Annotated in this window: 23 protein-coding genes; 19 read left to right on the top strand and 4 right to left on the bottom strand. The window is 31.6% G+C overall.

All coding sequences use genetic code 11. From position 1 onward, the window contains the following. The first annotated feature begins 48 nt into the window (after positions 1-48). The 3 genes from CXF54_RS13355 to CXF54_RS13365 all read left to right on the top strand — a co-directional run bounded on the left by CXF54_RS13355 (position 49) and on the right by CXF54_RS13365 (position 4,549). Positions 49-2,520, top strand: a complete 2,472-nt coding sequence (locus tag CXF54_RS13355) for a CHAT domain-containing protein (RefSeq protein ID WP_101203901.1) — start codon at positions 49-51, stop codon at positions 2,518-2,520. A 287-nt stretch (positions 2,521-2,807) separates the two neighbouring features. Next, on the top strand, positions 2,808-3,794 hold the full coding sequence (locus CXF54_RS13360) for a hypothetical protein (RefSeq protein WP_101203902.1): 987 nt from the start codon (positions 2,808-2,810) through the stop codon (positions 3,792-3,794). 569 nt (positions 3,795-4,363) lie between these two features. Continuing rightward, on the top strand, positions 4,364-4,549 hold the full coding sequence (locus CXF54_RS13365; RefSeq protein WP_090837495.1) for a hypothetical protein: 186 nt from the start codon (positions 4,364-4,366) through the stop codon (positions 4,547-4,549). 266 nt (positions 4,550-4,815) lie between these two features. Here CXF54_RS13365 and CXF54_RS13370 read toward each other — a convergent pair whose 3' ends face one another. Then, the gene (locus CXF54_RS13370) at positions 4,816-7,452 is read right to left on the bottom strand and encodes a valine--tRNA ligase (protein WP_101203903.1); all 2,637 of its coding nucleotides are present in this window, start codon (positions 7,450-7,452) and stop codon (positions 4,816-4,818) included. 185 nt (positions 7,453-7,637) lie between these two features. Here CXF54_RS13370 and CXF54_RS13375 point away from each other — a divergent pair, with 185 nt between their 5' ends. From CXF54_RS13375 to CXF54_RS13395, 5 genes are all read left to right on the top strand, one after another. Beyond that, entirely contained in the window at positions 7,638-8,063 is a 426-nt protein-coding gene (locus tag CXF54_RS13375) for a DUF1573 domain-containing protein (protein WP_090837498.1), read from the top strand. A 187-nt stretch (positions 8,064-8,250) separates the two neighbouring features. Continuing rightward, the gene (locus CXF54_RS13380; protein ID WP_101203904.1) at positions 8,251-9,441 is read left to right on the top strand and encodes a pyridoxal phosphate-dependent aminotransferase; all 1,191 of its coding nucleotides are present in this window, start codon (positions 8,251-8,253) and stop codon (positions 9,439-9,441) included. Next, complete coding sequence (gene murB, locus CXF54_RS13385; RefSeq protein ID WP_101203905.1) at positions 9,441-10,454, top strand: UDP-N-acetylmuramate dehydrogenase; 1,014 nt, start codon at positions 9,441-9,443, stop codon at positions 10,452-10,454. The genes CXF54_RS13380 and murB overlap by 1 nt, the downstream gene beginning before the upstream one ends. A gap of 57 nt (positions 10,455-10,511) precedes the next feature. Further along, complete coding sequence (locus CXF54_RS13390; protein WP_090837505.1) at positions 10,512-11,042, top strand: RNA polymerase sigma factor; 531 nt, start codon at positions 10,512-10,514, stop codon at positions 11,040-11,042. A gap of 10 nt (positions 11,043-11,052) precedes the next feature. After that, positions 11,053-11,847 (top strand): anti-sigma factor domain-containing protein, encoded by a 795-nt coding sequence (locus CXF54_RS13395; protein ID WP_101203906.1) that lies wholly within the window; start codon positions 11,053-11,055, stop codon positions 11,845-11,847. 69 nt (positions 11,848-11,916) lie between these two features. Here the strand turns inward: CXF54_RS13395 and aqpZ are convergent, their stop codons facing one another. Then, the gene (gene aqpZ / locus CXF54_RS13400; RefSeq protein WP_101203907.1) at positions 11,917-12,606 is read right to left on the bottom strand and encodes an aquaporin Z; all 690 of its coding nucleotides are present in this window, start codon (positions 12,604-12,606) and stop codon (positions 11,917-11,919) included. Between the two features lie 199 nt (positions 12,607-12,805). Here aqpZ and CXF54_RS13405 point away from each other — a divergent pair, with 199 nt between their 5' ends. The 6 genes from CXF54_RS13405 to CXF54_RS13430 all read left to right on the top strand — a co-directional run bounded on the left by CXF54_RS13405 (position 12,806) and on the right by CXF54_RS13430 (position 18,896). Continuing rightward, complete coding sequence (locus CXF54_RS13405) at positions 12,806-13,009, top strand: membrane or secreted protein (RefSeq protein WP_090837510.1); 204 nt, start codon at positions 12,806-12,808, stop codon at positions 13,007-13,009. Positions 13,010-13,012: 3 nt separating this feature from the next. Beyond that, positions 13,013-14,125 (top strand): glycosyltransferase, encoded by a 1,113-nt coding sequence (locus CXF54_RS13410; RefSeq protein WP_198551079.1) that lies wholly within the window; start codon positions 13,013-13,015, stop codon positions 14,123-14,125. Beyond that, a complete protein-coding gene (locus CXF54_RS13415) occupies positions 14,116-14,664 on the top strand; it encodes an RNA polymerase sigma factor (RefSeq protein WP_090837512.1) in 549 nt (182 codons plus the stop codon). The genes CXF54_RS13410 and CXF54_RS13415 overlap by 10 nt, the downstream gene beginning before the upstream one ends. Before the next feature lie 82 nt (positions 14,665-14,746). Further along, complete coding sequence (gene lipA / locus CXF54_RS13420) at positions 14,747-15,625, top strand: lipoyl synthase (RefSeq protein ID WP_090837513.1); 879 nt, start codon at positions 14,747-14,749, stop codon at positions 15,623-15,625. 1 nt (position 15,626) lies between these two features. After that, positions 15,627-16,625 (top strand): type I glyceraldehyde-3-phosphate dehydrogenase, encoded by a 999-nt coding sequence (gene gap / locus CXF54_RS13425; RefSeq protein ID WP_101203908.1) that lies wholly within the window; start codon positions 15,627-15,629, stop codon positions 16,623-16,625. A 45-nt stretch (positions 16,626-16,670) separates the two neighbouring features. Beyond that, positions 16,671-18,896 (top strand): ATP-binding protein, encoded by a 2,226-nt coding sequence (locus CXF54_RS13430; protein WP_101203909.1) that lies wholly within the window; start codon positions 16,671-16,673, stop codon positions 18,894-18,896. A 12-nt stretch (positions 18,897-18,908) separates the two neighbouring features. Here CXF54_RS13430 and lpxK read toward each other — a convergent pair whose 3' ends face one another. Beyond that, on the bottom strand, positions 18,909-19,919 hold the full coding sequence (gene lpxK, locus CXF54_RS13435) for a tetraacyldisaccharide 4'-kinase (protein ID WP_101203910.1): 1,011 nt from the start codon (positions 19,917-19,919) through the stop codon (positions 18,909-18,911). Positions 19,920-20,043: 124 nt separating this feature from the next. On the opposite strand from lpxK, the gene CXF54_RS13440 reads away from it, so the two are divergent. The 4 genes from CXF54_RS13440 to CXF54_RS13455 all read left to right on the top strand — a co-directional run bounded on the left by CXF54_RS13440 (position 20,044) and on the right by CXF54_RS13455 (position 24,432). Then, positions 20,044-21,138, top strand: a complete 1,095-nt coding sequence (locus CXF54_RS13440; protein WP_101203911.1) for a Nif3-like dinuclear metal center hexameric protein — start codon at positions 20,044-20,046, stop codon at positions 21,136-21,138. 3 nt (positions 21,139-21,141) lie between these two features. Then, on the top strand, positions 21,142-21,924 hold the full coding sequence (locus CXF54_RS13445) for a zinc ribbon domain-containing protein (protein ID WP_090837522.1): 783 nt from the start codon (positions 21,142-21,144) through the stop codon (positions 21,922-21,924). A gap of 142 nt (positions 21,925-22,066) precedes the next feature. Further along, positions 22,067-22,723, top strand: coding sequence for a peptide-methionine (S)-S-oxide reductase MsrA (gene msrA, locus CXF54_RS13450; RefSeq protein ID WP_090837524.1), 657 nt, complete (start codon positions 22,067-22,069; stop codon positions 22,721-22,723). A gap of 125 nt (positions 22,724-22,848) precedes the next feature. Beyond that, entirely contained in the window at positions 22,849-24,432 is a 1,584-nt protein-coding gene (locus CXF54_RS13455) for a T9SS type A sorting domain-containing protein (protein ID WP_101203912.1), read from the top strand. On the opposite strand, the gene CXF54_RS13460 is transcribed toward CXF54_RS13455, so the two are convergent. Then, positions 24,429-25,223, bottom strand: coding sequence for a class I SAM-dependent methyltransferase (locus tag CXF54_RS13460; RefSeq protein WP_101203913.1), 795 nt, complete (start codon positions 25,221-25,223; stop codon positions 24,429-24,431). The genes CXF54_RS13455 and CXF54_RS13460 overlap by 4 nt on opposite strands. 78 nt (positions 25,224-25,301) lie before the next feature. Here CXF54_RS13460 and CXF54_RS13465 point away from each other — a divergent pair, with 78 nt between their 5' ends. Next, positions 25,302-25,970 carry a hypothetical protein gene (locus CXF54_RS13465; protein WP_090837529.1) on the top strand — a complete coding sequence of 223 codons (669 nt, stop codon included), beginning with the start codon at positions 25,302-25,304 and terminating at the stop codon, positions 25,968-25,970. Positions 25,971-25,993 lie beyond the last annotated feature (23 nt).

The following is a 25,993-nucleotide window of genomic DNA, read 5'->3' on the forward strand; positions in this document are numbered from 1 at the left end:
AATTTATTAATCACATTTTTTTTACTGATTATCAGTCTCAGCTCTAATTTGGCATGTTTTAAAACTAAGGCCAAAAGAGCTGAAACTTATACTTATATAAAAATTAATAATAATAATTTAGAAATAGCACAATCTTTATTTGACAACAAAACATATAAAAAATGTATTGATTTTTGTTTATCAAAAATAGAAACCACAAGTAACTCAAAAAACGAGATTGAATATTTAAAATTAATTGCTAATAGCTATAATGCTTTAAACGATTACTACAACAGTATTTATTATTATGAAAAATTAATATATAAAACTCACAAAAAAAACCCAGAATCTAATATTAAAAACTATATTGAAATTGCACATATACACCGGAAATTAGAAGATCAAAACAATTTAGACAAAGCTATTTTCTACTTAAAATTAGCAGAGTCACACTCCAATTCAAAAACACTAGACTTTGACACCCTTTATAGTATAAATAACAATCTTGGAGGCTATTACATGTTATCTAATCGTAAAAAAGAAGCCTTAAAACACTATAACAAAGCATTAGAATACATAAAAAGTAAGGGAGACCTAAGAAGACTTCAGATAAACCTGATAAACCTAGGTATGTTAAGTTCTAACGGTGTAACATCAACACAACAAGAATTAGAACTTTCAAAAAAATATTACCAGAGAGCTCTAGACATTAATATCCCAACACATTTTAGTGTCCTTTACAAACTTCTTGGAATCAATAGTTATCTTCAGGATAACCCAGAAAGCGCACTAATTTATCATAATAAAGCCATAGACGAATTATTAAACACAAATTTAAAAACACCAAAACAACTACCGCATATAGATAAAATTAGCAACGAAAATAAAAAGAAATTACTATCTATTTTATACGAAAAATATTATGCTTGGATAAAATATTTCATTCATACAAAAGACAAAAAACATTTAAATCACGCTTCCGAAACACTTGAGTTATCAGACCTTATTTTAGATGATATTTTTACAGAAATAAAAGATGAAGACTCTCAAATACATTGGAGACAAGAAGCCTCCTATTTTTACTATTTAGGAGCGCACTTATCACACCTAACCAACAATACTACAAAAGCATTTTACTATACTGAAAAAAACAAAGCTTTACTTTTATTAAATAATGCTACAAGAATAAGAATACAAAACAACCTAAGTCTTCCTAAAATAATATTAGATACAGAAAATAATATTAAAAAAGAAAGCTATGCTTTAAAGAGACTAATAAAAAATAAAGCTAATGATAGTATCAGGTTACTACTAGTAAACAAGAAAGAACAGTTAAAAAAACTAAAAGACTCGCTTCAATTTAATTACCCAGAATATGATAATTACCAAAAAATTTCTAAAGTCCTTACGTTAAATGAAATTCAAAACCAAATTACGGACAGTACATTATATATAACTTTTATATGGGATAAAACAGAAAATCAATTTGATGCACTTTATGGGGTAGCTATTACAAAGCATTCTTCTGAAATTTTCAAAATAAACAACCTGACTACTTTTAATCAACTGGTAAAACAATTTCAAAAATCTATTTCTAAACCATTTAGTAACAAAGAAAAGCTCAAACAATTTAAACTAAACGCTTTTAAACTTTACGACAAACTATTCCCAACCCAATCAATTAAAACGTTAATAAACAAACACAAAAAGCTAATAATAATTCCTGACAGTGACTTATCTAAAATACCATTCGAAGCCTTAATCACAGATTTAAATGCTAATAGTTTTTTAATAAAAAGTCACGAAATAAGCTATGCTTATTCACTATCTTTTCTTACCAAAAACAATAGTCTTGAAAGAAGTGCAAAAAAAGATTTTTTGGGTTTTGCTCCAACTATTTTTAATTACGATAATTTACAAAACTTACCAGAAAGCAAAAACGAAATTAAGGCTACAGAAAGAATAATAAATGGGAAAAATTATCTAAGCAATAACGCAACAAAACAAGCCTTTTTATCCGAAATGAATAAATATAAAATTATTCATTTATCAACGCATGCAAATGCTAATGATTCAATTTCACCTTGGATTGCATTTAAAAACCAAAAACTATATTTAAACGAGTTATACACTACAAAAAATCAGGCCGAATTAGTAGTTCTGAATGCTTGTAATAGTTCTATGGGAGAACTAAATAACGGGGAAGGTGTGTTTAGTTTAGCACGTGGGTTTTTCTATTCAGGTGCCAAAAGTGTTATTTCTTCTTTATGGAATGTTAATGACAAATCAAATACTGAAATCACACTCTCTTTTTATCAACACCTAAAAAATGGTAAATCTAAAAGTGCCGCTTTAAGAAACGCAAAACTTGATTACTTAGCTGTACATAGCTTAAGCGAAGCATCTCCTTACTACTGGTCTTCTTTGATTTTAATTGGTGATGATTCTGTAATAAAACTAAACAACGACTCATTGTATTACATTATTCTAAGCGTTCTATTATTAATCCTGTTGTTTTTTATTTTAAAAAAAAGAAAATAGTGGGTAACATATCTTAGACTTAAGGAACAATTAAGAAAACAACTAATTCTTAATTATTTTGAAAGACACTTTATCCTTTTTAGAAAAATACCTTCTTCAAAAATCAAAAATTACTAAAGATCATTTAGATAACCAGAAACATTTTTTTTACTTGAATTATCTTTTATCTATAGGATTTAGAACACCTATCAAAGCTCCCCCTACATAAAAAAATAGAGACAAAATTTAATTATCGTTAAATACAAAACAACAAAACAAATTATAAACTAATAAACTTATAAACCAAAATGACTTATAACATAAAAAAAATAATTAAAGGAACCTTAGCAATTTTTACTATCAAATTAATACTAATAGGGAGTATAATAATATTCCAATCTTGTCAAACAGAAAACATTGATGAAAACGATGAAATTAGTAGTACTGAGAAAAAGAGTTTTTTAGAATCATTACATGAGACTAGAGAAAGAATAATTGATATACCAATCATTAAACAAACGAAAACTAACCAAGCTGAAACTTCCAGACTTTCACCCGACTCCTATTTAAGTTTCTGCATACAAACAATTGACGGACAATTTGTTAGCACCCCAATAAATAATTCCCTAAATAGAATTGACGGACAACCTGTTAGCTCTAAAATAAGTAATTTCATAAATAGATTACCAAGTTTTCAATCCTTATTACAAAATGAAATACAGAAAAACACCCTTTTAGAGGCAGCTCCAACAAATAACACAACCACAAATACATCATTAAATGTAAATACCACAATTACTAATGAAACAACCCCTTTTGACACTTCTAACTGCACATTTATAATTCAAATATCCCTTGAAACTATTAATAGTGCAATCGATCCATCGATACAAACGGCGAAAGACTTTCTATTATCAAGAGACTTAACCGATAATGATATTCTTGAAATATTAGATGGTGAAGATGATTCCGCATTAGTACCTCTAGTGCATGGTATTATAACAGTTGAAGAAGAAGCCGAGAGTTTAACCACTATCATTAACCCTTTATCAATACTAGGTATTCATACTGCAAATGCACAAAGTTGGGGTACAATTAGCGGTTGCGCTGTTTCCGCTCTTGGATTAGATTCATTGACAACTTTAAGAGATGCACTGCAAGGAAAAAAAATAACAGGTAGAGCTCTAAAAAGAGCAGCAAAAAAGGTTGTAAAGAAATTTGCTGCTGGTCTTTCAGGCTGGGGCACTATGATAATGGTAGCCGAATTTGCAATCTGTGCTGCTATGGGCGATTAAACTATAAATATGACTTTTTGGACTAACTTTGTTATAGGGGTAATCACTTTACTAATAATACGCCTAACTTTAGGGAACTATTTAAGAAATAAAAATAAAAACCAATAGCACAATCAATCAAAAACCATAAAAGCCTTTCCAATTGGAAAGGCTTTTTAATTTTATAATACTATTATGCGTGTCCATTACAAACAAATGTAATGCATCATCTCTTAGTAGTTATAATATATTATTTTACAGCTAAAGTTAAGGTCTTAAGATATAGCAATTACAACTTAAATAAAAAACACCAACCCAAGAATAAATTCAGCTTGACATTTTTTTATTTATTTAAAACTAATCAATTATTATTCTCTTATATATTTCTTCTTTATTAGTTTAGATATTTAATACGCAAAAAGAAGATCAGAAAATTAATTCAAATTAAAAAAAAACAAAAACCTGGGTAACATTTTTAAAGATCAAGGAACCTATTTGTAGTTAGTTATTTATTAAGGGGACTAGTCAAAATCAACCAATAACCATAAAAGCCTTTCCTAACGGAAGGGCTTTTTAAATTAACACAAAAAATGGCATTTGTTTTTCTACTATATATTACAATTTCAGGTATAAATACTCAAAATGATACGCTTAAAAAAAGCGTAAACGTTATAAATACTGAATGTGCGACTTCTAAACTAGTAGAAGAATGCCATTTAGATAAAAATGAATTATCAGAATTGATTTGTAATGAGATTATAAATTTATTAGATTAAAACAACAAAATATGTTATAACTAACATGTTATATGCTTAAAAATAAAAATACAAGTCACTAATCTACAACTCTTTATGAAGTTTAATTTAAAAAAATTAAAAAAAAGGGTAACATTTTTAATGATTAGGTAACTAATATGTAGTTAGTTATTTAAGGGAAATAATCAATAGCAATTAACCAATGACCTGAATAACAAAAAAGCCTTTCCAATTGGAAAGGCTTTTTAATTTTATAAAGCATATCGACTACGCTTAGTCTATTTTAACTACTTCAAACTAGCTAAACTAGATTTTAAAGTTTCGATCTTCGCTAAAGCATCTGCTTCTTTCTTCTTCTCAGAAGCGACAACTTGTTCTGGAGCTCCAGCAACAAAGCGCTCGTTAGACAGCTTCTTTTGTACTGATTTAAGGAAACCTTCAGTATAGTTTAACTCTTCTGTTAACTTTACAATTTCAGCCTCTACGTCTATTGCGCCATCCATTGGTATAAAGTACTCGTTAGATTTTACTCTAAAAGTTAAAGCGCCTTCAACAGGTTCTTTTACATAATCGATAGCTTCTAAATTACCTAATTTTGCAATAACGGTGTCAAACGCTGTATTTAAATTTTCATTATTTATTACAGAAAAACCAATAGCATCTTTAAAAGCAATATTCTTTTCTTTTCTTACCGTTCTTATTCCAGAAATAACTTCCGAAGCAAATTCGAACTGAGAAATCAATTCTTTATTTACAGGTTTAGCTACCGGCCATTTTGAAACTATTAATGCTTCCTCTGGAGTCCTTTCAGCAATATATTGCCAAATTTCTTCCGTTAAGAAAGGCATAAATGGATGTAATATTTTTAAGTTTTCCTCAAAAATAGCCATCACTTTATTATACGTTGCAGCATCAATGGGTTGTTGATATGCTGGTTTTACAATCTCTAGCAACCATCCACAGAAATCGTCATAAATCAGTTTGTAAATAGACATTAAAGCATCGCTTAAACGGTATTTACTAAAATGATCTTCAATCTCTAAAAGGGCTTCGCTAAATTTAGCTTCGTACCAATCTAAAGCAATTTTACTTGAGTCAGGTTGCGCTATTGTATCATTAACCTCCCATAGATTAGTTAAGTTAAAGGCGTTCCAAACTTTGTTTCCAAAACCTTTTCCTTGTTGGCATAAAGTTTCATCAAACATTAAATCGTTTCCTGCAGCACTACTTAATAGTAACCCAACTCTAACACCATCTGCACTATACTCTTCAATTAATTTTAAAGCGTCTGGTGAGTTCCCAAGAGACTTACTCATCTTACGACGTTGTTTATCACGTACTAGACCTGTTAAGTATACATTGTTAAATGGCTTTTGATCTTTATACTCATAACCTGCAATTATCATACGTGCTACCCAAAAGAATAAAATATCTGGACCGGTAACTAAATCGTTAGTAGGATAGTAATATTTAATTTCTTCGTTTTCTGGATTACGGATACCATCAAAAACAGACATTGGCCATAACCAAGAGCTAAACCATGTATCTAAAGCATCTGTATCTTGCTTTAAATCTGTTGCCTTTAAATCTGCTCTTCCTGTTACCTTTTGTGCTTTTAAAACAGCGTCTTCTAATGTTTCTGCAACTACAAAATCTTCTTTTCCATCGCCATAGAAATAAGCAGGAATTTGTTGTCCCCAAAGTAATTGACGTGAGATATTCCAATCACGAATATTTTCTAACCAGTGACGGTATGTATTTTCAAATTTCTTCGGAAATAATTTAATCTCAGCATCTTCTCCTAAAACGGCTTCAATTGCTGGCTTTACCAACTCTTCCATTTTTAAGAACCATTGGTCACTTAATCTTGGCTCTATAACTGCTTTTGTACGTTCTGAGGTCCCGACTTTATTCATGTGCGTTTCAGTCTTCACTAAAACACCAATTGTTTCTAATTCTTTTGCTACATTTTTTCTAGCAACAAAACGATCTTGACCTTCAAATTGTAATCCAAAGCTATTTAATGTGGCATCTTCATGAAAGATATCAATAACTTCTAATTTGTGTTTGTCTCCAAGATTCTTATCGTTTTCGTCATGAGCAGGCGTTACTTTTAAACACCCTGTTCCAAATTCGATATCAACATAGTCATCTTCGATTATAGGAATAACACGATTAGAAATTGGCACAATGGCTTTTTTTCCACGTAAGTGTGCAAACCTTTCGTCTTCTGGATTAATACAAATTGCTGTATCTCCAAATATTGTTTCAGGACGTGTTGTAGCGATAGTTAATGTATCATCACTTCCTTCAATTTTATAATTTATGTAGTATAAGTTTCCTTGACGCTCTTCATGGATAACCTCCTCATCAGACAACGTTGTCTTTGCTTCCGGATCCCAGTTTACCATGCGGTAACCTCTATATATTAATCCTTTGTCATGTAGGTCCACAAATACTTTAATTACAGCTTCAGACATGTCGTCGTCCATCGTAAATTTTGTGCGTTCCCAATCACAAGAACATCCTAATTTTTTAAGTTGTTCAAGGATTACGCCTCCATATTCTTCTGTCCATTCCCAAGCATGTGCCAAAAACTCGTCCCTTGTCAGGTCATTTTTGTCAATACCTTGCCCTTTTAATTTGGCAACAACTTTAGCTTCAGTAGCAATTGATGCGTGATCTGTACCAGGTACCCAACATGCATTTTTACCTTGCAAACGTGCACGACGTATCAAAACATCCTGAATAGTATTGTTAAGCATATGTCCCATATGCAAGACTCCTGTTACGTTTGGTGGAGGGATTACAATGGTATATGGTTCTCTGTCATCTGGCGTAGAATGAAAATAATTATTCTTCATCCAGTAGTCATACCATTTGTTTTCTGCTTGAACAGCATTATATTTTGATGGAATTTGCATACTTTGGAATAGTTTTTGAAATATAGATTACAAAAGTACTTATATTTCTGTTTTTGTGAAATTATAACGATGAATAATGTATAGTTAAATATGTTATAAGTATTTGCAAGTATGCATTACATCTAATAACTTTGCAAAAGGAATAAAAAGTAATTAGATTTACAAACCAATAAAATCAAAATACAATGAAAAAATTATTTACAATATTATTTATCGGACTTATTAGTTTATCGATGAATGCTCAAGAAAAAATGGCCAAAATAGAGTTTAAGGACACTACTATTGACTACGGAACAATTAACAAAGGTGATAACGGAATTAGAACTTTTGAATTTACTAATACTGGAGATGCGCCTTTAATAGTATCTAAAGTTAGTTCTAGCTGTGGTTGTACTGTGCCTAAAAAACCAGAAGCACCAGTAATGCCAGGACAAACTGGAGAAATTGAAGTAAAATACGATACACAAAGAGTTATGCCAATTAGAAAAACGATTACTGTTTTATCTAATGCTGAAACGCCAACAGTATCTCTTAAAATAAAAGGGGAAGTTATTGACCCATCCAAAACAAGTGTTTTAGAGAAAAAAGGAAAAAGTGTAATGGAGAAATAATCTTTATTAACATTTATACAAAAAAGCCGAAACATTATGTTTCGGCTTTTTTTTTGTTATTGTTTTACAATTAACTAATTGTTTTTCCAGGTTAAAAAAAGTTTAACAATATCGCTTTTTTAAAAGACCTTTTTTATTAGGAAACTTATCAATTATTTTCGCAAATTTGTAATCTAAATAATTTGTAATGCCAAAAATTTCTAACAAAGGGCTATCCATGCCACAGTCACCAATAAGAAAATTAGTGCCATTTGCAGAAAAAGCTGCAAAAGCCGGTAAAAGTATCTACTACCTAAACATAGGTCAACCAGATATTAAAACACCAACTATAGCAATGCAAGCTGTAAAAGATGCTGATATAGAGGTGTTGTCTTATTCAAGATCTGAAGGATCAGAACAATACCGTACAAAAATAGCCAACTACTACAAAAACAATGACATCCACGTAAAACACGATGACATTATTGTAACTACTGGTGGTAGTGAAGCCTTGCTTTTTGCTTTTGGAAGTATTATGGATGTAGATGACGAGGTTATTATACCAGAACCATTTTATGCTAACTACAATGGATTTTCTACTGCTTCTGGCGTAAAGGTTGTTCCTGTAATTTCTAAAATTGAAGACAATTTTGCTTTACCTCCAATTGAAGAGTTTGAAAAATTAATTACACCTAAGACAAAAGCAATCTTAATTTGTAACCCAGGTAACCCTACAGGTTATTTATACTCTAAAGAGGAAATAGAAAAACTAGCTGCAATTGTTAAAAAACATGATTTGTTTTTAATTGCTGACGAGGTTTACCGTGAGTTTGCTTATGATGGTGCAACGCACTACTCTATCTTGCAAGTTGATGGATTAGACGACAATGCTATTGTCATAGATTCTGTTTCTAAACGTTACAGTATGTGTGGCGCACGTATTGGATGTTTAGTCTCTAAAAACAAAGACGTAATTGCAACTGGTTTAAAATTTGCACAAGCACGTTTAAGTCCTCCTACATTAGCACAAATTGCTAGTGAAGCCGCTTTAGAAACACCACAAAGTTATTTTGATGATGTTATTGAAGAATATGTAGAAAGAAGAAACGTTTTAATTGAAGAATTAAATAAGATTGAAGGTGTGCAAGTTGCTAATCCTAAAGGAGCTTTTTACTGTATAGCACAATTGCCTGTAAAAAATAGTGATGTTTTTGCGCAATGGCTTTTAGAAGATTTTGATGTAGATGGCGAAACTGTTATGGTTGCTCCTGCTGCAGGTTTTTATAGTACGCCAGGCGTAGGTTTAAATCAAATCAGAATTGCTTATGTGTTAAATACTGAAAGCTTAAAAAAAGCAGTAAATATTTTAAAAGAAGCTCTTAAAGTATACAAAGATTAGTGCAAATTTTAAACAACATATCTCTAAAACCATACAATACTTTTGGTATTGATGTTAATGCAAAGCAATTTGTCTCCGTTAAAAACATAGCCGATTTAAAAGCTGTATTTTCTACTAACAAAATTGAAGACACCTTTATCCTTGGTGGTGGTAGCAATATGCTACTAACCAAAGATGTGGATAAGCTTGTAATACATCTAGATCTAAAAGGTAAAACTATTATCTCAAAAACAGAGACTGAAGTTTTTATCGAATCTCAAGCTGGCGAAAACTGGCACGAGTTTGTATTATGGACTTTAAATCAAGATTTTGGAGGATTAGAAAACCTATCCTTAATCCCAGGTAATGTTGGCACAAGTCCTATACAAAATATAGGCGCTTATGGTATTGAGTTAAAAGACAACTTTTACGCTTGCTCCGCACTAAATCTAAAAACTTTAGAGTTAGAAGAATTTAGTAATGCAGACTGTAAATTTGGATACCGTAACTCTATTTTTAAACAAGAAGCAAAAGGACACTATATTATAACAAGTGTGGTTTTTAAACTTAGTGTTAAAAACCACACTTTACATACTAATTATGGCGCTATCACAGCCCAATTAGAACAAAACAATATTACGCAGCCTACAATACAAGAAGTGTCTAATGCTGTTATTGCTATTCGCGAAAGCAAACTACCTAACCCTAAAGAGATTGGTAATTCTGGTAGTTTTTTTAAAAATCCAGTCATTTCAAACACTGCTTTTTCTAAACTTCAAGAAAACTTTCCAAATGCACCGCATTATACAATTTCTGATACAGAAGTTAAAGTTCCTGCCGGTTGGTTAATCGAAACCGCGGGCTTTAAAGGCAAAACATTTGACAATTATGGGGTTCATAAAAAACAAGCGTTAGTCTTAGTTAACTATAGTGATGCTAAAGGAAATGACATATTAAAGCTCTCAAAATTGATACAAAATACTATTTATCGTATCTTTAATATTTCTATTGAAGCCGAAGTCAATATTTTTTAATGACACACAACACCTTCAATTCAAAATAATTAAACTAACAACCCTTAATTACTAAGCTTGAATTTTTCATTAGAAGAACATATTATAGCTCACCTTAAAAATGGTGATAAACAAGCAATAAACTTGTTGTATGAAAACTATGCTGATGCCCTATTTGGTGTTATTAAGAAAGTAATCTCTGATGACGATTTAGCACAAGACGTACTTCAAGAAACACTTATAAAGGTTTGGAAGAAAGGAAAAAGCTACAATCCTGATAAAGCTAAATTATTTACTTGGTTATATCGTATTGCTTACAACTCTGCAATAGATAAAATTAGATCCGTAAATAATAAATCTAAAAAAGAAGTCCAAATAGAAGATTCCAACGTATATAAACTGACAACTAATAGTTTAAACGAGGATGTTTTAGATATTAAAAAGCATTTAAACACTCTAGATTTAAAGTATCAGGTTGTTGTTAACGCGCTCTTTTTTGAAGGAATGACGCAACAAGAAGCGAGCGAAGAATTGGAAATACCTTTAGGTACTATAAAATCTAGATTAAAAATTGCGTTACGTGAATTGAAGAAAATTTACAACCCTTAATTGTAAAGTGATGAATGACAAAATAATTACATTTTTAAACTCTGACTTATTAAACAAGTATTTAATAGGTCAAACTAATGCTTCTGAAACCTTAGAGGTTGAGCATTATATTTCTGAATTTCCAGAAGTAAAAAAAGCATACGATACACTACAGGATAAATTAGAATTTAGCTCGCAATTAAATACCGTTAAAGCACCTAAGTTAGTTTTAAGTAATGTGTTAGATGCATTAGATGACAAGCCCGTAATTGCATTAAAACCTAAACGCACAAGAAAATGGTACAGTTTAGCTATTGCTGCTAGTCTTACAGCTCTAATGCTAGGTGTAAGCTCTGTGTATCTTTATAACCAAAACAAGCAATTATCAAGCGAAAATCAGACAATTGCAGACGAAATATTTGATCTAAGAAGTGACATTGCAAACAACAACAGCACATTAACACAATTATTAGAGCAGTTTAAGCAATTAAACAATCCTGAAACAGAAAAATATGTCCTAAAAGGAAATACAAGAGCTAAAAATTTAAAAACAGTAGCTTACATTAATCCTGAAGAAAAAAAATCAATGATTGATGTAGTATCATTACCTCAATTACCAGACAATAAGGTATATCAAATTTGGGCAGAACTACAGGATAAGATGGTTAACTTAGGTGTTTTAAGCCAAGCTGACAGACGTCTTCAAGAAATCCCTTATACGGAAGATGCTTTAGGTCTAAGTATCTCTATAGAACCTAAAGGCGGTAGTCAGGTAAGGTCAAACGACACGCCCGTTGCCGAAATATCTTTAAAGATTAACGATTAAAGACAACGCATAACAACACAAAAAAGCCTCATTTATTAAGTGAGGCTTTTTTGTTTAAACTAATATAAGTTAGTCTTTACTAAAAAAGGATTTGTGTATCAATCCCGCAACAATTGCTCCTGCAATTGGAGCTAACCAAAACAACCATAGTTGTCCAAGGTAATCTCCACCTTCTGCAAATAATGCTTGACTTGTAGATCTTGCAGGATTAACAGATGTATTTGTAATTGGAATACTAATTAAATGTATTAATGTTAACGCTAATCCAATTGCAATACCTGCAAAACCTTTAGGCGCTTTAGGATATGTACTACCCAATATAATTAATAGAAAAAACATGGTTAATAAAAACTCTGTAACCAAAGCAGACATCATAGAATACCCGTCTGGGGACAAATCTCCATAACCATTAGCTGCAAAACCACCCACATCTGTAAAACCAGCTTTACCAGATACAATATACATTAATGCAACTGCTGCCACTATTGCACCAACTAATTGAGCAATTATATAACCTGGTAATTCTTTAGCAGGAAACTTTCCTCCAGCCCAAAGTCCTATAGATACTGCAGGGTTAAAATGCGCTCCAGAAACATGACCAACAGCATAAGCCATGGTTAAAACTGTTAAACCAAACGCCAAAGCCACACCTACAAACCCAATACCTAATTCAGGGAAGCCAGCAGCAAAAATAGCACTACCACATCCTCCAAAGACCAACCAAAAGGTTCCAAAAAATTCTGCAAATAATTTTTTCATAATTTAAATTGTTAAAAAGTTAGAGCAGTAAATTATAAAAAAAATAAGAATTCCGACACTTTACATCCATCTAAATGAGATTTTCGTTAAAAAACTGATTTTAATGTTCAAAATAATGTGACAAAGATTATTGAAACGTTAAAAGTGATCTTGTTTTTCTAAAAAACCGTATCTTTGTACATCTAAAAAAGCAACTATTTTGAAACTTTTATTACTTACTATAGGCCTATTAGGTTTAGGTTTTGCAGGAATTGCAATTAAAATTTGGGCTAAAAAAGACGGTAAATTTGCAGGTACTTGTGCAAGTCAAAATCCTATGTTAAATACAGAAGGAGAATCTTGTGGATTTTGCGGAAAAACGCCAGATCAATTTGAGAATTGTACCGACACTCAACACTCATAAAGCATGCTAATACTTGAGGTGTTATTCTACAGTTTTGTAACTGTAGTGGTTATTCAAGTATTATATTACGCCGTACTTTTTGGTAGTTTTGCTTTTTCTAAAAGCGATTCTAAGCCTGTCAAAAGCACTCCTGTTTCGGTCATTATTTGCGCTAAAAACGAAGCTGAAAACATTAAAAATTTTCTGCCTACTATTTTAGAGCAAGATTATCCTGTTTTTGAAATTGTATTAATTAACGACTCGTCTCATGATGATACGCTTGATATTTTTGAAGATTTTAAATCTAGACACGATAACATAAAGATTGTCAATGTTAAAAATATAGAAGCTTTCTGGGGAAATAAAAAATACGCCCTGTCTCTGGGTATTAAAGCTGCTAAATACGACCACTTATTATTCACAGATGCAGATTGCAAACCGTTATCCAATCAATGGATAACACAGATGAGTGCAAACTTCTCAGATCAAAGCACAATTGTCTTAGGTTACGGAGCCTATAATAAAATTAAAAACTCTTTATTAAATAAAATCATCCGATTTGAAACCCTAATAACAGCAACACAGTATTTTTCGTTTGCCAAAATTGGAATTCCATACATGGGTGTTGGAAGAAACTTAGCGTATCACCGCGACGAGTTTTTTAAATCTAACGGATTTATTAAACATATGAAAATTAGATCTGGTGATGACGATTTATTTATAAATGAAGTTGCTAACTCTAAAAACACAAGTATAAGTACAACCCGGGAAAGTTTTACAACGTCTATTCCTAAAATGAGTTTAAAAGATTGGTTTAAGCAGAAACGAAGACACGTATCTACTGCCAAACACTATAAAGTTAAGCATCAATTTTTATTAGCACTTTTTTATATAACGCAGGTTTTATTTTGGACATTAGGAATTTCGTTAGCCATTACAACTTACTTATGGCCTTTTGTAGCAGGACTTATTATAATTAGATTTATAACGCAATATTTATCCTTAGGGTTTTCAGCAAAAAAACTAAACGAATTAGACACAATTCTACTATTACCTTTTTTAGAAATAACCCTGATTATACTTCAATTTAGTATCTTTATAACTAACAAAATATCAAAACCAAATTATTGGAAATAGACGAAGCAATAATAAGAGCTAAAAAAAACGACCAAAAAGCGTTTAACTATCTACTACATAATTATTGGGATAAAGTTTACGGGTTTCAGTTAAAACGTATTCAGAATGAAAATGATGCAGAAGACATCACCATTCAAACGTTCTCTAAAGCTTTTGATAAAATTGAATCTTACGACAATACCTACGCTTTTAACACTTGGTTGATTACTATTTCTAAAAACATTCATATTGATATTATAAGAAAGGAAAAAAACAGTATTAAACAAGCCCTGTCTCAAACAGAAGAAAACGAAGTTTATTTAGTGGCAGATGAGTCTCCATCTGTTGAAGACAAACTTATTACAGAACAAAACTTAGCCAAATTATTACGCGATATTAAAAAATTAAAACCGCATTATCAAGCAGTTATAAATCTTAGATACTTCCAAGAATTAAGTTATAAAGAAATTTCGGAAGAATTAAAAGAACCTATAAATAATATTAAAGTTAAATTACTTCGTGCTAAAAAATTGTTAGCAGAAATTATTCAAAAAAAGTAAGTCTAACGCGTATTGACTTTAAGACTTCTACTTAAATTTTAAACAAAATACTTCGTATCTTTGCGTATAGAAAACTGCAATTATGAACACAGAAACTGCATCTAATATTTTACCAAAAAGACAACCTAAACCAAAATGGTTACGCGTAAAATTACCTACGGGTAAAAAATACACGGAATTAAGAGGTCTAGTAGATAAATACAACCTAAATACAATTTGTGCGTCAGGAAGCTGTCCAAACATGGGAGAATGTTGGGGAGAAGGGACTGCTACATTTATGATTTTAGGTAATGTATGTACACGATCTTGTGGCTTTTGCGGTGTTAAAACAGGACGTCCAGAAGATGTGGATTGGGACGAGCCAGAAAAAGTAGCACGATCTATAAAAATCATGGGTATTAAACACGCTGTTTTAACAAGTGTGGATAGAGATGATTTAAAAGATATGGGTAGTATTATGTGGGCAGAAACTGTAAAAGCTGTCCGAAGAATGAACCCTGAAACAACACTTGAAACTTTGATTCCGGATTTTCAAGGTGTAGAGATGCATATTGATAGAATTATTGATGTAGCTCCAGAAGTTGTTTCTCACAATATCGAAACTGTAAAAAGACTAACAAGAGAAGTCCGTATACAAGCTAAATACGAAAAAAGTTTAGGTGTTTTAAAATACTTAAAACAACAAGGACAACGTAGAACAAAATCTGGTATAATGCTAGGTCTTGGAGAAGAACGCGAAGAAGTGATACAAACACTGCATGACTTGCGTGATAACGATGTAGATGTTGTTACTATTGGCCAATACTTACAACCAAGTAAAAAACACTTACCAGTGAAGCGTTTTATCCTACCTGATGAGTTTAAAGAATATGAAGAAATTGGTCTAAAATTAGGATTTAGACATGTCGAAAGTAGTGCTTTAGTACGCTCTTCTTACAAAGCTCAAAAACACATTAATTAATATGATTACTGTTGCCATTAATGGTTTTGGACGCATAGGACGACGTGTTTTTAGATTACTTCATAATAATAAAAACATTAAAATTGTTGCTATTAATGATTTAGCTGATGCTAAAACACTTAGCCATTTACTAAAATACGACAGTATTCATGGTGTATTTCCTGCTGTAATTAAATCAAAAGAAACAGATATAGTTGTTGACGGTGTTAGCGTTCCGCTTTTAAATCAAAAACATCCTGAACATATTAATTGGGCACCTTTTGCTCCTGATTTTGTTATAGAATCTACTGGAAAATTTAAAACCACTGCAGATTTACAACATCATATTACTAATGGTGCAAAACGTGTTATCCTAAGTGTTCCGGCAACGGAAGATGACATAAAAACAATTGTGTTAGGTGTAAATCAAACAGAATTGGACGGTACGGAAACTATAATATCCAATGCGTCATGTACCACAAACAATGCCGCACCAATGATTGATGTCATTAATGAACTTTGCGGCATTAACCAAGCTTACATAACAACAATACACTCTTACACCACAGATCAAAGCTTACATGATCAACCGCACCGCGATTTAAGACGTGCCAGAGCTGCAGGACAAAGTATTGTACCTACAACAACTGGTGCAGCAAAAGCATTAACTAAAATATTCCCAGAACTATCAGATGTTATTGGTGGTTGCGGAATTAGAGTACCTGTTGCTAACGGATCACTTACAGACATTACTTTTAATGTCAAAAAAGCGGTTACTATACCTATGATAAATGATGCTTTTAAAAAGGCTTCGGAACAAAAATATAAAGGCATATTAGAATATACTGAAGATCCCATTGTATCTATTGACATTGTAGGAAATCCGCACTCATGTATTTTTGATTCGCAAATGACTTCTGTTATTGGCAATATGGTCAAGATAATTGGTTGGTACGATAACGAAACAGGATATTCTAGTCGAATTATAGACTTGATATTCAATTTGTCGGCAAAAAAATAACTTTTGTCGGATAAATATTTATATTTGTTTTCATAAATGAAATAAATGAAGTCCCAAATAATTAAAACTTTCGCTTTCATTATCTTCTTTTTTGCAGGACTAAATCTGCAAGCACAAGATATTACCCAAAAAGAAGAAGAGGTTATACAAAGCACTATTAATTACAACATTAGTATTGCTCAAAAAAACATAGACAATAACGAATTCTACAAAGCTCAAAGCGACTTAGATCAAGCGCTTGACCTAGCCTATCAAATAAAAGACCACAGGAGTATTGGATTAATCTATTCTAAAATAGGTAAAATTCAATTTATATCAGAAGAGCCTGTTGAAGCTTTAAAAACACTATTTAAAGCTGTAGAAAAACAACGCTTTGCTGAAGACAACCTTAATATAGCTGAAACTTATAAAACAATAGGTAATGTTTTTATGAGTCGTAATGAATATAGTAGAGCTTTAGATTATTACAATTCTGCACAAGGTGCTTTTGAACAAGAAAATCTATATGATTATATAGCAGAAACCAAAATGTACAAAGGTGACGCTTACTACAATCTAAAGCAATTTGATAATGCTATAGAGCAATATGAAGAAGCTATAAGCTTAGCAAAACGTTACCAAAACAATAAAATACTAAGTAGCATTTATCTTAATCTTGGTAAAACAAAAGCTGAGTTAGGAGACTTAACGGACGCTGAAAACACAATAAATCAAGGACTAACATTAGCCATAAAAGAAAAACACAGAGGTATTGTTAATAATGCATATAAAGCTTTAAGTGATTTATACACTAAAAAAGAAGACTACAAACAAGCTAATTCTTATTTACAAAAACACTTAGTCCTTAACGACTCTATCTTAGCAGTAAAACGCAGCTATCTTTCGCCAGAAAAAAGATTAGACAAGCTTTACAATAACCCAATAGAATACCAATTAGAAAAAGAAGCCGATTTAGAAAAAGAAGCGAGTTCGACATGGTTAGAAAAACTGACTACAATTTTAAGTATTGCATTAATTACTATTTTATCATTGCTGACATTATCACTATATAAAAACAATAATATTAGATTAAAATCTAATAACATTTTGCACAAGAAAAATGCAGAATTAACAATAGCAATGGAAAAAGCTGAATTAGCAACAAAAACCAAAGCTAACTTCTTATCTACAGTAACGCACGAGCTTAGAACGCCTTTATATGCCGTAACAGGATTAACCAATATGCTATTGGAAGAAGACCCGAAACCTGCTCAAATACAACACTTAAAATCGTTAAAATTCTCCGGAGATTATTTATTGACATTTATTAATGACATCCTTCAGATTAACAAAATTGAGGCTAATAAAGTTGATATAGAACCAGAAGTGTTCAACTTAAAAAAGAAAGCAGAAAATGTTATTTCAGCATTAAACAATTCGGCTTTAGACAACAACATAAAATTACACTTAGAATACGATAGAGAGCTTCCAACTAATTTTAATGCAGACCAATTAAAAATCTCACAAATACTAATTAACTTAATCGGAAACTCTATTAAATTCACCAAAGATGGAGACATTTGGATTAGAATTATCAAGCAGAGTCAAAACGACAATAACTATGAAGTTAGATATGAAGTCGAAGATAATGGTATTGGAATAAGTGAAGAAAAACAACAAAATATGTTTGAAAGTTTTTCTCAAGGATCTATCCAAATTAACAGAAAATATGGTGGTACAGGTCTTGGTCTTTCTATTGTAAAAGGATTAATAGATATTTTAAAAGGAAAGATTTATATGAAGAGTGAGTTAGGAAAAGGAACAACCTTCTTCTTTGAAATACCTATGAAAAAGAGTAATGAGGTTATTGTTGAAAAGAAAGCCAATTACTTTAATGAAGTCGATGAAATTGAACTAAGTAATATTAAAATATTAGTTGTTGAGGATAATAAGATTAATCAAATGATTACAAAAAAGATCCTTAATAAAATGAAACTATATTGTGATGTTGTGGATAATGGTGAAGATGCTGTAGAACAAGTTAAAACAACAAAATATGATGTTGTCTTAATGGATATTCATATGCCAGGAATTAGTGGTATGGAAGCCACTAAAATTATTAGATCGTTTGATAAAGAGCTTACTATTTTTGCACTTACCGCTGTAACTATAGAAGATAAAATGCAAGAATTTGACGAAGCCGGTTTCACGGATATCATTCCAAAACCATTTAAGCAAGAAGAGTTTGAGAAGAAGCTATTTAACGCATTAATGCTAACTGAAAAAGAGTAAGCTTAAGATTTCCTAGTTATTAATTGCAAAGTCTTTAATTAGCGTATTAAACTGCTCCGGTCTATCAATTTGAACTTCTATTGGTAGATAATATAACTTACCTTGTAAAGATGGCTCGCTTTTTAAGCGCATATAATCTTTTTCCGTTGTAACAATACAGGCATATTTAGACATCTCATCAATTTCACCACGACTAAAACTATGATGGTCTTTAAAAGCTATATGTTCAAATTCTGAACCAATTGTATTTAAATAATCTACTAAAGGTGCTGCATTAGCAATACCAGTAATTAATTTAAATGCAGGTAATTGTTTTAGACTAATAGGTTTCTTATCCCCTAAAATTACATCGGCACTATATCTAATTACACTAAAAAACACCTCTTGGTGTGCTAAAGGTTTAATTTTAGATATAATATCTTGTTTAATCTGATCACTTAAATCGCTAGGACATTTAGTAACAACAACTATATTAGCGCGTTTAGCCCCACTTTTAGGCTCTCTTAAATTACCCGTTGGTAAAACAAAATCATCGGTATATAAATTGTCATAAGTAGATAATAACACATTAAATCCTGCTTGTACTTTTCTATGCTGAAAAGCATCATCCAAAATAATAACATCAGGCATGGGATTTTGCTCTAATAATTTAGCAATCCCTTCTTGCCTATTACCATCAACAGCTACCAAAATATCTTTATTAAATTTGTTGTAAAACTGAAACGGTTCGTCCCCTAAACTTAAAGCATCAGACGTCACGTTACCTAATACAAAGCCTTTACTTGATCTACCATATCCTCTGCTAAGCGTTGCTAACTTAGTATTACCCTTTAACAAGCGGATTAAATACTCCACCATAGGTGTTTTTCCTGTACCTCCAGTACTTAAATTACCAACACAAATAATAGGGAAATCGTAGCTTTTAGACGCCTTATATCCTTTGTCAAACATTAGGTTTCTAAACCAAGTTATAACATAGTAAATAGGTACAATGGGTAATAAGATAACACGTAAAAATTTCATTAAAACAATGTATAGTCTATTAAACAAAACAGCTACATTTAATTTAAAAATGAAATGCAAGCAACATTAATAGTAACGAAAGTAAATATTTTATATTTGTTTTAAATAATAAAGACAAAAAAGTATGTTAGTTAAAGACCTGATAAATCATCTAGAAGAAATAGCACCACTTAACTATGCCGAAGATTTTGACAATGTAGGGCTTCTTGTTGGCGATAAAAACACGACAGTAACCAATGTACTTGTCACTTTGGATACCTTAGAAGAGGTTGTAGATGAAGCTATTGCTAAAAAATGCAACTTTATTTTAAGCTTTCATCCAATAATATTTAAAGGACTAAAAAGCTTAACAGGAAAAAACTATGTGGAACGCACCGTTCTAAAGGCTATAAAAAATAACATAGCTATTTATGCCATACATACTGCTTTGGATAATGATAACAATGGTGTAAACGCCATGATGTGTAATCAATTAAACTTGATAAATCAGCGTATTTTAATTCCGCAAAAGCAAACTATAAAAAAATTAACAACTTATGTTCCCGTTGCTGAAGCTGAAACATTAAGAACAGCATTATTTAACGCTGGCGCAGGACAAATTGGTAACTATAAAAATTGCAGTTTTAATGTCAATGGTATTGGGACTTACAATGCCACAGAAAAAGCGAATCCTGTAATTGGAGTTATTGGTGAAAATCATAGCGAAGCCGAAACGCAACTAAACATTACTTACGCTAAACACGTCGAGAAATCTGTATTAAAAGTACTATTTGAAACACATAGCTACGACGAAGTGGCGTACGAGGTTACAACTATAGAAAACACCAACCAAAATATCGGTATGGGCATGATTGCAGAGCTAAAAACAACACACACAGAAACTGAGTTTTTACATTATTTGAAAGAAAAAATGGACATTTCTCTAATAAGACACTCAAAATTATCCGATAGACCAGTAAAAAAAGTTGCAGTTCTTGGAGGATCAGGAAGTTTCGCAATAAATGCAGCCAAAGCAGCAGGAGCGGATGCTTTTGTAACATCAGATTTAAAATATCACGACTTTTTTCAAGCCGAAAACGCTATTTTATTAGCAGATATAGGTCATTATGAAAGCGAACAATACACAAAATCTGGTTTAGTAGCAATACTTACGAAAAAAATTCCTAATTTTGCATTTATTTTATCAAACACAAATACCAATCCTGTTAAGTATTTTTAATATATGGCAAAGACAAAAGAAGCAACAGTAGAAGAACGTTTAAGAGCGTTATACGATCTACAATTAATAGACTCTAGAATTGACGAAATAAGAAACGTTCGTGGAGAATTACCTCTAGAGGTTAGCGATTTAGAAGACGAAGTTGCAGGATTAAAAACTAGATTAGAAAAATTAGAAGATAGTTTAAGTTCTGTTGATGCAGATATTACTTCTAAGAAAAACTTAATTGAAGAAGCTAAAGCTTTAATTAAAAAATACTCTGAGCAACAAAAAAATGTTAGAAATAACAGAGAATTTAACTCTTTAACTAAAGAAGTTGAATTTCAAGAGTTAGAAATTGAATTAGCTGAAAAACATATCAGAGAATTTAAAGCTCAAATAGATCAGAAAAAAGATGTTATTGCTAAAACAAAAGAGCATAACAAGCAACGTGAAACTCACTTAAAACATAAGAAGAGTGAATTAGATGCTATCTTAAAAGAAACTGAAAAAGAAGAAAAAGCACTTATTGAAAAAGCTGACGATTACAAGAAAAAAATCGAAGCGCGTTTAGTAAAAGCTTATAACCGCATTAGAGTAAACGTAAAAAATGGTTTAGCTGTTGTACCAATCGAGAGAGGAGCTTCAGGAGGATCATACTTTACAATTCCACCACAAGTACAAATGGAAATTGCTGCACGTAAAAAAATTATTACGGATGAGCACAGTGGACGTATACTTGTTGATGCAGCTTTAGCTGATGAACAAAAAATTAAAATGGAAAAATTGTTTTCAAAATTATCGTAAACATTTCCTAACGTATAAAAAAAGCCTTTACAATGTAAAGGCTTTTTTTATACCCTAAATTTAAAACAATTAAGAAATATTTATCACATTTAAAATTTAGGTTTGAGTATTTTAAACGTCTAATTGAAAAAAGAAAAATAAAATGAAAAAATTAATCCCATTACTAATATTAACAATACTGTTTAGCTGCAACAATCAAGCACAGACTAATCCAAAGCAAGAAGCTCTAAAAACAGCAACACCTGTTAGCGTACCTTTAGAAGACGGTATGGCAAAAGCATACTTTGCAAGTGGCTGTTTTTGGTGCGTAGAAGCTATTTACGAAAGTGTAAAAGGAGTAGATGAAGTTATAAACGGTTACGCTGGAGGTTTTACAAAAAACCCAACATACGAGCAAAGCAATACAGGACGAACAGGTCATGCAGAAGCTGTAGAAGTAATTTACAATCCTGAAATAGTTAGTTTTGAAACATTAGTAGATGTTTATTTTGCATCTCAAAACCCAACTCAAGCCAATGGACAAGGTCCAGACAGAGGAAGTCAATACCGTTCTATACTATTCTTTCAAAATGACGACCAAAAGAAAATAATAACACAGAAGAAAAAGGCTTTAGCCGAAAAACTGAATGCTACAGTTGCTGCAGAAGTATACCCGTTTCAAAAGTTTTGGATAGGTGAAGATTATCATCAAAATTACGAAAAACTGCACCCAGAAAATCCTTATATTCAAAATGTATCTATCCCAAGATTGAATAAATTTAAAGCTAAAATGCCTGAACTATTAAAAGATAAACATTAAAAAACAACACTTCATCGGTCAAATTTTGTATTTTAGCGATTAAACTAATATGTAGTTAGTCAGTAATTTAGATTGCTTACAAGCCAATTATATTTACTGACTAACTCTATTTAACTATTATACCTATGAAGAAATCTTTACTTTTTAGTATTGTTGTATTACTTAATCTTTCGGCTTTAGCCCAAACTGTACCAGACGCTGTCCCTGAAACGCCACAATATTTAGATAACAGCAAACAATACATCGAATACATCCCTGGTAATTTACCAATAGTAATATCTGCACCACATGGCGGAAAACTAGTTGCCAGCGATTTACCTACTAGATCAGGTTGCGGTACTAACGAGGAAGACAACAACACGGACATCTTAATTCGTGAAATACAAAAACAATGTTATGCACTAATGGGAGGATATCCTCACATTATAATCAATAATTTAAGTCGTTCTAAATTAGACCCAAATAGAATTGAGTCTGTTGCGACGTGTAACAACGCTGCAACTGTGCCTTATTTTAATGCATATCATGATTTTATAGACACTGCTGCAATGCAAGTCATGACCGATTATGGAAAAGGCTTTTATATTGATTTACATGGGCAAAGTCATACTCCAAAAAGAATTGATGTTGGATACAACATATCAACTTCTACCTTAGATAATGGAACATTAAGCAATAGTATTGCATATTCTACAATTGAAAACTTAAAAAACGATAACCTGCAAAACTTAACATTAGACCAATTAGTTAGAGGTAGCCAAAGTTTAGGCCAACTTTTTCAAATAACGGGTGGTGATTTTTACAATACAACAAGTAGTGGTACTTACCAACAGTGCGGAAGAACAGTAGGCTATAGAGCTGTACCAAGTAATTACAATTCTGGAGGTTGTGATGACACAACCCCAAATGGATCTGCATACTTTTCAGGAGATTATTACAGTAATGTACGTCATGGATCTGGAGACTCAAGCACATCTACTGCACTTTCTGGTGGAGGAACAATAAACGGTGGTGGCGGAACTGTTGACGGAATGATGACCGAAGTCAACAGAGATGTACGCCATTTAGGATCTGTTTACGCTGGTAGCGGTAGTTATAACAGAACTGATACAAAAAGTCCAACATTATTTTATTTTGCTCAAGACTACGCCTCTGTATTGGTAGATTATGTTACTGCACATTATGATGATTTTACAGGGTTTAACTACGACAACACCTTGTATGATAGCACAACGGATAGCGACCCTACTCCTACGTTAACAACAGGTGTAGCAAATGGAATTTATACTAGTACCGCAGGATTAGTTATAGATCAAACAACAGGAGAAATTGACTTAGCAGCTTCAGATAACGGAAACTACGTTGTGACCTACTCTTTTGGACCAACATCTTTAACGGATGCCCCTGTAAAGTATTTTTCTACAACACAAAATATAGAAATCACAACAAGTACTTTAGGTACTTCAGAATTTGATAAATTAGCGTTTAGCGTTTACCCTAACCCCGCTAACAATACTATCAATTTTAAGTCTAACACTACTATCTCCAATATTAAATTATACAATTTAATTGGTCAAGAGATATTAGCAAAAGACATAAACGATAGACAGTCATCAATAGATTTATCAACCTATTCTAGTGGTTCGTATTTACTTTCATTTTATGTAGAAGGTAAAAAAGTAGACACAAAATATATTATAAAAAACTAAAGTTTAGTTGCTTTTATTTCAAAAACTAAAGGAAACAATTTATCTTTTGTAACATATTTGCCAGATTCAGTTTCGACTAAATCTGGCAAAATATTATACGGACTTTCGTTATGTTCGTTTAAAAATTCTATGTGTAATCCTGCAGTAGTCAAAGCATTTATTACTTCGCTTAAACCATGATTCCAACCATACTCTTTACTAATCATTTTTGAAGTTGTATCTGCATATGTCCCTTCGTATTCTTCATAAATAGCATCGTCTTGCATATAACCATAAGTTATTACAGGCTTACTTTTTAGATAATCAAACATCCAAATTATTGGATGAAACTCGACCATATAAAAACTCCCACCAACATTTAAACGATCTGCAATCATTTGACCCCAGGGTTTCAAATCAGGCAACCAGCCAATAACACCATAACTTGCATAAACAATATCAAAAGTTGCTTTTACATACTTAGAGGTATCTAACACATTACAACATATAAAGTTTGCATCTAAATCCAGCTCTTGGTTTAGCTGTTTTGCTAACGCGATACCAACATCACTCAAATCCACACCTACACACTTTGCTCCTAGCCTACTCCAACTTAATGTGTCCTGTCCAAAATGACATTGTAAATGTAAAAGTGATTTCCCATTTACATCACATAAAGCATTTAATTCGTATGACTTCAAAGAGGTTTCTCCTTTTTTAAAAGCATCCATGTTATAAAATTCACTTGTAGCGTGCACCTTAACTTTTGTATTCCAAGTAGCTTTATTTATTTCGAAGTAATTTGTTTTCATTGCTAATTAATTATACCACTAATGTAATATTTCTATTTTAAACAGAAACGCTTCCTTATATTTGCAAAAAATTAAAAGATGAAAAAATTACTACTTATACTTATTACAATGGTTTGTTTTTCGTGTAAAACAGATACAAAAACAGCAAAAGAAACTACAACCTTAACTACCGCTGATAAAATAGCAAACGCACATGGGCTTAGCAACTGGGATAAAGTAACTCAAATTGACTTTACATTTAATGTAGATAAAGACAGTAGTCATTTTCAACGCTCTTGGTCTTGGAAACCTAAAAAAAATGAAGTTTCTTTAATTGTTGGACAAGACACCATTAATTATAATAGAGGTAAAATAGACAGCTTATCTATACAAACAGATCAAGGATTTATTAATGACAAATATTGGCTTTTAGCACCTTACCAATTGGTTTGGGATACAGATACCAAAATAACCGATTCTGTTAACAAAATTGCACCTATTAGTAAAGTTGCATTAAATAAATTAACCTTAGCTTATGGTAATGCTGGTGGCTATACTCCTGGTGATGCTTACGATTTTTATTATGATGACAACTACATGATCAAAGAATGGATTTTTAGAAAAGGGAATGCTGCAGCACCATCAATGATAACGTCTTTTGAGAATTACGAAGATTTTAATGGTATTAAAATAGCTAAAGATCATAAAAAATCAGAAGGCAACTGGAACCTTTATTTTACTGATATTTCTATAAAAACAGAAAAATAAACATCTAAATAACAGGTTACAAA

Origin of the sequence: Olleya sp. 1-3 (assembly GCF_002836085.1) — a bacterium.
GTDB lineage: Bacteria > Bacteroidota > Bacteroidia > Flavobacteriales > Flavobacteriaceae > Olleya > Olleya namhaensis.

What these genes read in the sequence shown, in the direction of transcription:
- aqpZ (WP_101203907.1), bottom strand. Translation starts at nt 12,606, where the DNA reads ATGAAAAAATTATTTGCAGAATTTTTTGGAACCTTTTGGTTGGTCTTT.
- CXF54_RS13465 (WP_090837529.1), top strand. Translation starts at nt 25,302, where the DNA reads ATGAAAAAATTACTACTTATACTTATTACAATGGTTTGTTTTTCGTGT.
- msrA (WP_090837524.1), top strand. Translation starts at nt 22,067, where the DNA reads ATGAAAAAATTAATCCCATTACTAATATTAACAATACTGTTTAGCTGC.
- CXF54_RS13365 (WP_090837495.1), top strand. Translation starts at nt 4,364, where the DNA reads ATGGCATTTGTTTTTCTACTATATATTACAATTTCAGGTATAAATACT.
- CXF54_RS13440 (WP_101203911.1), top strand. Translation starts at nt 20,044, where the DNA reads ATGTTAGTTAAAGACCTGATAAATCATCTAGAAGAAATAGCACCACTT.
- CXF54_RS13360 (WP_101203902.1), top strand. Translation starts at nt 2,808, where the DNA reads ATGACTTATAACATAAAAAAAATAATTAAAGGAACCTTAGCAATTTTT.
- lipA (WP_090837513.1), top strand. Translation starts at nt 14,747, where the DNA reads ATGAACACAGAAACTGCATCTAATATTTTACCAAAAAGACAACCTAAA.
- CXF54_RS13370 (WP_101203903.1), bottom strand. Translation starts at nt 7,452, where the DNA reads ATGCAAATTCCATCAAAATATAATGCTGTTCAAGCAGAAAACAAATGG.
- CXF54_RS13375 (WP_090837498.1), top strand. Translation starts at nt 7,638, where the DNA reads ATGAAAAAATTATTTACAATATTATTTATCGGACTTATTAGTTTATCG.
- CXF54_RS13460 (WP_101203913.1), bottom strand. Translation starts at nt 25,223, where the DNA reads ATGAAAACAAATTACTTCGAAATAAATAAAGCTACTTGGAATACAAAA.
- CXF54_RS13410 (WP_198551079.1), top strand. Translation starts at nt 13,013, where the DNA reads ATGCTAATACTTGAGGTGTTATTCTACAGTTTTGTAACTGTAGTGGTT.
- CXF54_RS13430 (WP_101203909.1), top strand. Translation starts at nt 16,671, where the DNA reads ATGAAGTCCCAAATAATTAAAACTTTCGCTTTCATTATCTTCTTTTTT.
- gap (WP_101203908.1), top strand. Translation starts at nt 15,627, where the DNA reads ATGATTACTGTTGCCATTAATGGTTTTGGACGCATAGGACGACGTGTT.
- CXF54_RS13445 (WP_090837522.1), top strand. Translation starts at nt 21,142, where the DNA reads ATGGCAAAGACAAAAGAAGCAACAGTAGAAGAACGTTTAAGAGCGTTA.
- lpxK (WP_101203910.1), bottom strand. Translation starts at nt 19,919, where the DNA reads ATGAAATTTTTACGTGTTATCTTATTACCCATTGTACCTATTTACTAT.
- CXF54_RS13395 (WP_101203906.1), top strand. Translation starts at nt 11,053, where the DNA reads ATGAATGACAAAATAATTACATTTTTAAACTCTGACTTATTAAACAAG.
- CXF54_RS13455 (WP_101203912.1), top strand. Translation starts at nt 22,849, where the DNA reads ATGAAGAAATCTTTACTTTTTAGTATTGTTGTATTACTTAATCTTTCG.
- CXF54_RS13380 (WP_101203904.1), top strand. Translation starts at nt 8,251, where the DNA reads ATGCCAAAAATTTCTAACAAAGGGCTATCCATGCCACAGTCACCAATA.